General features: G+C 37.9%; 6 protein-coding genes. 1 reads left to right on the top strand and 5 read right to left on the bottom strand.

Going from position 1 to position 5,809, the window contains the following annotated elements; all coding sequences use genetic code 11:
- Positions 1–158 precede the first annotated feature (158 nt).
- The gene (locus KS419_RS03720; RefSeq protein WP_217064741.1) at positions 159–659 is read right to left on the bottom strand and encodes a GNAT family N-acetyltransferase; all 501 of its coding nucleotides are present in this window, start codon (positions 657–659) and stop codon (positions 159–161) included.
- Between the two features lie 205 nt (positions 660–864).
- Here KS419_RS03720 and KS419_RS03715 point away from each other — a divergent pair, with 205 nt between their 5' ends.
- On the top strand, positions 865–1,341 hold the full coding sequence (locus KS419_RS03715) for a GNAT family N-acetyltransferase (RefSeq protein WP_217064740.1): 477 nt from the start codon (positions 865–867) through the stop codon (positions 1,339–1,341).
- Between the two features lie 219 nt (positions 1,342–1,560).
- On the opposite strand, the gene KS419_RS03710 is transcribed toward KS419_RS03715, so the two are convergent.
- From KS419_RS03710 to KS419_RS03695, 4 genes are all read right to left on the bottom strand, one after another.
- Entirely contained in the window at positions 1,561–2,448 is an 888-nt protein-coding gene (locus KS419_RS03710; protein ID WP_217064739.1) for a GNAT family N-acetyltransferase, read from the bottom strand.
- 42 nt (positions 2,449–2,490) lie between these two features.
- Positions 2,491–2,916, bottom strand: a complete 426-nt coding sequence (locus KS419_RS03705) for a GNAT family N-acetyltransferase (protein ID WP_217064738.1) — start codon at positions 2,914–2,916, stop codon at positions 2,491–2,493.
- A 134-nt stretch (positions 2,917–3,050) separates the two neighbouring features.
- The gene (locus KS419_RS03700; RefSeq protein WP_246593639.1) at positions 3,051–4,565 is read right to left on the bottom strand and encodes a fumarate hydratase; all 1,515 of its coding nucleotides are present in this window, start codon (positions 4,563–4,565) and stop codon (positions 3,051–3,053) included.
- 225 nt (positions 4,566–4,790) lie between these two features.
- Positions 4,791–5,435 carry a histidine phosphatase family protein gene (locus tag KS419_RS03695; RefSeq protein WP_217064736.1) on the bottom strand — a complete coding sequence of 215 codons (645 nt, stop codon included), beginning with the start codon at positions 5,433–5,435 and terminating at the stop codon, positions 4,791–4,793.
- Positions 5,436–5,809 lie beyond the last annotated feature (374 nt).

Below are 5,809 nucleotides of genomic sequence, written 5' to 3'. Positions count from 1 at the left end.
CGTAGGGCAGTGGAGGAATGACAACAGAAGTCCGATCTTTGACTTCGGTTGTCATTTCCGAAGTGCCCCGTAGTGAGTAGGCGCTGGAGCTAGACTAAGATATCCACTTTATACTCGCTCATACTTCTAAAAAAAATCCTTTAAAGAAGGGTTCATATCTAATCAATTCCTACAACATCACTTCTCCTTTCCAAAAGGAGAACATTACGCCAAACCCCATTTATTTTACCTATTCGGTCCTGAATACCTACCTCGCGAAATCCATGTTTCTTGTGAAGCATTATACTTGCTTTGTTTTCAGGAAAGATACCCGCTTTGAGGGACCAGTACCCCTCCTTCTCACTCTCTTTAATCAGTTCAGATAGAATCGCACTACCCACCCCTTGACCTGATGTACTTTTTGATATATAAATACTAACTTCGGCAACCCCAGTGTAAACACATCGGCTTGATACTGGACTCAATGCTGCCCAACCTATTACTTTCTCATTTCTTCTAGCTACCAATCTACACTTCTTCACATGGCTTTCATCCCATTTTTCCCATGTGGGTACATTCGTTTCAAAAGTTGCGTTCCCAGTACGAATACCTTCTAAGTATATGTTACTCACTACCTCCCAATCGTCCTGACCCATCTCACTAACAATCATGCTCTCCATATCTTCCACCACCTTCAATCGGTTATATATTGTTAAATTCTTCCTTCATCCACTATATTCCTCTTCACTCATGACTCCTACTAAAGGATTCTCTAATATATAACGAGTGAGTTATTATTTATATAAATAGCAGGAACTCTCTCCCATTTTGTAGAACAATCTAATAAACGCTGCCATTATGAAAAATCAGGGATGGGATATATATATGATAACTTTAAATTTGGCATCCAAAAGCGAGAAGAATATCATAAATAACTTAATGCAGTTTTATTTTTATGACTTCTCGGAATTTGTTGATGCATATGTAAAGGAAGATGGGCTATTCGAAGACTATTCTTATTTAGATGCCTATTGGGAAGAAAACGACCGATATCCTTATTTAATTTGGAATGATAACCGGCTTGTTGGTTTCGCCCTTATCCGAAAAATAAATACTGCAGGGGACTACTATTTTTCCATTGCTGAATTTTTTATTATGAAAAAGTTTCGCAGGAACGGGTTAGGTAAATTAGCTGCGCAGACAATATTCAGAAATCATAAAGGTCCATGGGAAGTGTTTCAAATCGCAAATAATCACCCTGCCCAGTCTTTCTGGCGAAAAACCATTCAAGAATTTACAAGTGGTCATTATGAAGAGCGTATTTTGGATGGTAAAACCACTCAATACTTTATTAGTAAATAAAAAAAAGCACTGGCGCTAAACAACTTACCCGTAGGTGCCAAAACTTATAAATTCTTACCGAGAAAAGACTAACAAACCAGAAAGGAATTTGTTAGTCAAATCAACATGTATTTTTAATTTTTGCGATAGAAGTGGAACCTGTTAATACCATGTGTCTTCCTATGCTAAATCACTAAAGAAAATCCCTTCTCTTCTTGAAACGGAATCTTCTCACATCCATTAGGAATGGGCAATATAAGGAATTCGGAATTGTTCCGGCAATTCTACTTTATTTGGTCTCACCAGTAAAATGTACTCATTCGTTTTATATTCGTCCTTGTCGGCTTCCAGGTCAGAAAAAGCAGGAGTAAAATGAAAGAGGAACTTATTGATTGATTCATTCGTAACAATTCCTTTTACATCTTCAAACAATACATCCCCTTCGCTAAATACACCATATAGATGACATATGTTATTTTCCTGCTTGTATATTACAACTAGATTTTTCTCTTTCACATAATAAATATCATTCGGGTATGCCAATAGGCAATAGAATCCTAGGAGGTGTTCTGCATTTTTCACCCCAAAAACACTGGACTGTGTTTTCGTATTAGCATAGATTCTTAAAATCAGATTCATGTCTTCTTTTAGATTTGGATTTAATTTTTTTATCTCCTCGTTCTTACGATGTCCCTTGTTACTACTAACAGTAGTGGAGAACAATATTTCTTTTCTAGGCGTGAATCCTAATTTAGGATAAAATTCCCCCACCTCTTTGTCTGCAAAAAGAAAGAAAAAAGTATCGTCTTTATTATAGTCTTCCAATATTTTTTTCATTAAGTTAGATGCTAATCCCCGATGTCTGAAATCAGGATGTGTCATCACTGTCCCAATTTGCACAGCGTGGATTGATTTCCCATTTATAATGAGATCCATTTTATTGGCGGACACGTTGGCAATTATATTTTTGTTATAGCAGAAGGAATAACACTGATACTTTTCATTCCAGAAACCATTTTTAAACCAAAGATTAAAATCTACTCCGAACGTACTTTTAGCTAAATCAAAGAAACTCTTTCGTAAAATTTCATCGTCCTTGAATTCCGTAATTAATGTAATTTCGCTCATTCCGATCATTTTCTCCTTATATTAAACTGATTTTTCACACGATTACACAAGGGGATAAATATACATTATTTCATCAAGCATATCCCTTTGTCCTCCTGTTCCTTCATATAATTTTTTTGCAATGACATTGTGATCATTTGTGATAACAAAAACCTCTGAACAATTCTTTTCTTTAGCCAAATTTATAAAAGATTCTACTAGACGACTTCCAACTCCTTTATTTTGATGTTCCGCAAAAACATCAATGGAATATAGGAAAAGCTGTGGCATCCTCCGGTGAACACTCTCCAGAAGATAACCATATAAGAAGCCACATGGTACACACTCCTTCCAGGCTATCAGCATTATATTGTTCTCATTCAAGAAAAATTGTTTATTAACTTCGATACTATCTTCTCCTGCCTGATCAAACAGAATTGGAATGATATCATAGTCATGAATCGTTCCCCTTGTTATCGTTATTACCATCATCACATCTCCTCCAAAAAATCCTTTTCAGGTGAAAGAAATAGTGTTAAAAAACGCACGATTCCCTTTTAAAAGGAAATCGTGCGCTGACGCTAATCATAGATGATGATGAAATTTTTTCTTCCTTAGAAGTTTTATGCAAACACTTTCTCGCTATATTGTTGAAGTCGTTCAAAGGATGTTTTATCCACATCTTTATGAAGGCTATTACCATGGGAGTCCATAGTGACAATGGCGCGGAAACCGTCCACTTTTAAATGCCACATTGCTTCAGGAATTCCAAATTCCATTAAATCTACTCCATCCACTTTTTTAATACATTCCGCATAGTACTGCGCCGCACCGCCAATAGCATTTAAATAAACGCCTCCGTGCTCTTCCAAGGCTTTTAACGTCTTAGGCCCCATTCCACCTTTACCAATAACGGCACGGATACCAAATTTTTTCATGATATCCCCCTGGTAAGGTTCTTCCCGGATACTAGTAGTAGGACCTGCCGCTTTCACATGCCACTCCCCATCTGAATCCTTCAACATTACTGGTCCACAGTGATAGATAATTTGTCCATTTAAATCAATTGGAGCATCGTGGTCCATTAAATGATGGTGGATTGCATCTCGCCCGGTATGAAGATCACCATTGATAACCACCACATCTCCAACTTTCAACTCCCGGATTTGTTCTTCTGTAATAGGTGCTTGAAGAACGACTTCTTTTGCTTCTTCCTGTTGGGCAACAGCCTTATTATCCTCTTCCTTAAAGCTAACTTTTTCCCCTTCTTGGTATAACCAGTTGTTTATTTCCCCTGTAATGGCACTCATTTGGACACCAAGGCGACGGAAAGCCCAACAATTATATGCAACAGAAACAAAGAAGCTTGCAGGCAGACGATTCTGAGCCGCTACTTTACAGCCCAATAGTGTTGCTTCTCCACCAAATCCCATTGTGCCAATCCCTAATGTATTAGCCTTTTCCATAATATATTCTTCGAGATCTTTTAACTTTGTGTTTTCGTTTACATCATTCACATCACGTAGAAGTTGTTTTTTCGCCAACTCGTAACTGGAGATTCTGTCTCCTCCAATACCTACTCCAATAAATCCTGCACTACAGCCCTGACCTTGTGCTTGGTAGACGGAATGGAGAATACATTTACGAATACCGTCTAAATCTCGGCCAGCTCTTCCTAATCCTTCGATTTCCATCGGTAAGCTATATTGAATATTTTTATTCTCACATCCGCCCCCTTTAATAATTAACCGGGCATCAATGTAATCTTCTTCCCATTGTTCAAAATGGATTATCGGTGTACCTGGGCCTATGTTATCTCCACTATTTTCCCCAGTTAATGAATCAACAGAATTAGGTCTTAGTTTTCCGTCTTTGGTAGCTTGACGGATCGCCTCATAAATATCTTTTTTCATTTCTATCTGATTTGCACCAATTGGTACTTTTATTTCAAAAGTCAACATTCCCGTATCTTGACAGATTGGTAATACGTTATCGTCTGCCATCTCTATATTTTGAGTGATCGTTGCTAGCGATAACGCCGCCCGTGTTCCTGCATTTTCCTGTTCCTTTGCTTTCCGGATGGCCCGGCGGACATCATATGGTAAGTTTGTTGAGGTTTCCACCACTAATTCGTACATACTTTGACGGAATTTTTCCACGTGACAACACTCCTTCTCCTGTCTTTTTCAACAATATTATTATACTATGAAACCCTTTCCATTTGGCTGTTTTTTTAGAATATAGAGATAAGATACATAAATGTAGAGAAAGTACACTGTTTTTCCCATAGATTCGCATATTAAAGGTTGACACCATTCTTTTGGGATAGAAAAAAATAGTGTTTATTTGAATGAACTCCGTTATTAATATAATATTGACGCTGTTTCGAATCCTGCTTCCGATTCGAGATGACTTAATCTGTTAATGTAATGAAACTTTGTTTTTGTACCTTTGTTCCATTCAATTTTTGAAACTCCAGTATTTCCAATAATAAATGGTCGGTCTAAGGTCATCCACTGTTCTCCAGCCATAAGATACATCAGGAACATGCTTATAAATCCTCCATGAGAAACCATTACTACTGTTTTATCTGGCGGTATTTGGGATAACATATTCTTGATTTGCAAACAGCGAGAAGTAATGGATTCCACTTCTTCGGTTCCGGAAATTCCGGAAGTGAGTAAAGATTCTGGCTTCAATAATGGAAACATATTTTTCATTTCCGCTCTCGTCAAGCCTTCAAGGGGGCCTAAACCCACCTCTCGGAGGATTTCTAGAGAAGTGACTGTTTTTTGATTTGCGTAAGCAATTTCTTTTGCTGTTAAATAAGCACGAGTTAAATCACTGCTGTATATTAAATCCACTTTACGTTTTGAATCACCAAAATATTTCCCAAGGAGTAATGCTTGTTTTTTACCCAGATGGGATAGGGGATAGTCCCTATGACCTTGAATTATTCCTTTTAAATTGGCTTCTGACTGCCCATGCCGTATGAGATAAAGGATCATGAATCTGTCTCAACTCCTGTTTATTTAAAATGACTCTCTATAGCTTTGTAGTCTAGTATACTATAGGATTATGTATCCAATAGCAGGCTATGCTCATTGCTTAGAGAGACTGTAAAAGTGGAAAAGCACCACTTTTTCAGTTCCCTTGCAAGTAGGCGGTGGAGCTAGACAATAAGAAAAGCGCAACCGCCTATGAACACGAACGTAGGGCAGTGGAGGAATGACAACAGAAGTCCGCTTTTGACTTCGGTTGTCATTTCCGAAGTGCCCCGCAGGGATTATGAAGCAACTGAAAAAGTTTAAAACCACTTTTTCAGTTCCTTTTATTTGTATGGCAATGGCTGCGCTCGTCGCTCGCATGATAGGAGAATACC

Source organism: Evansella tamaricis, from assembly GCF_019042215.1.
GTDB classification, from domain to species: domain Bacteria; phylum Bacillota; class Bacilli; order Bacillales; family Salisediminibacteriaceae; genus Evansella; species Evansella tamaricis.
Note: the sequence above shows the minus strand (reverse complement) of the source record. Positions and strands in the feature narration are given on the sequence as shown.

What these genes read in the sequence shown, in the direction of transcription:
- KS419_RS03720 (WP_217064741.1), bottom strand. Translation starts at nt 659, where the DNA reads ATGGAGAGCATGATTGTTAGTGAGATGGGTCAGGACGATTGGGAGGTA.
- KS419_RS03715 (WP_217064740.1), top strand. Translation starts at nt 865, where the DNA reads ATGATAACTTTAAATTTGGCATCCAAAAGCGAGAAGAATATCATAAAT.
- KS419_RS03710 (WP_217064739.1), bottom strand. Translation starts at nt 2,448, where the DNA reads ATGAGCGAAATTACATTAATTACGGAATTCAAGGACGATGAAATTTTA.
- KS419_RS03705 (WP_217064738.1), bottom strand. Translation starts at nt 2,916, where the DNA reads ATGGTAATAACGATAACAAGGGGAACGATTCATGACTATGATATCATT.
- KS419_RS03700 (WP_246593639.1), bottom strand. Translation starts at nt 4,565, where the DNA reads ATGTACGAATTAGTGGTGGAAACCTCAACAAACTTACCATATGATGTC.
- KS419_RS03695 (WP_217064736.1), bottom strand. Translation starts at nt 5,435, where the DNA reads ATGATCCTTTATCTCATACGGCATGGGCAGTCAGAAGCCAATTTAAAA.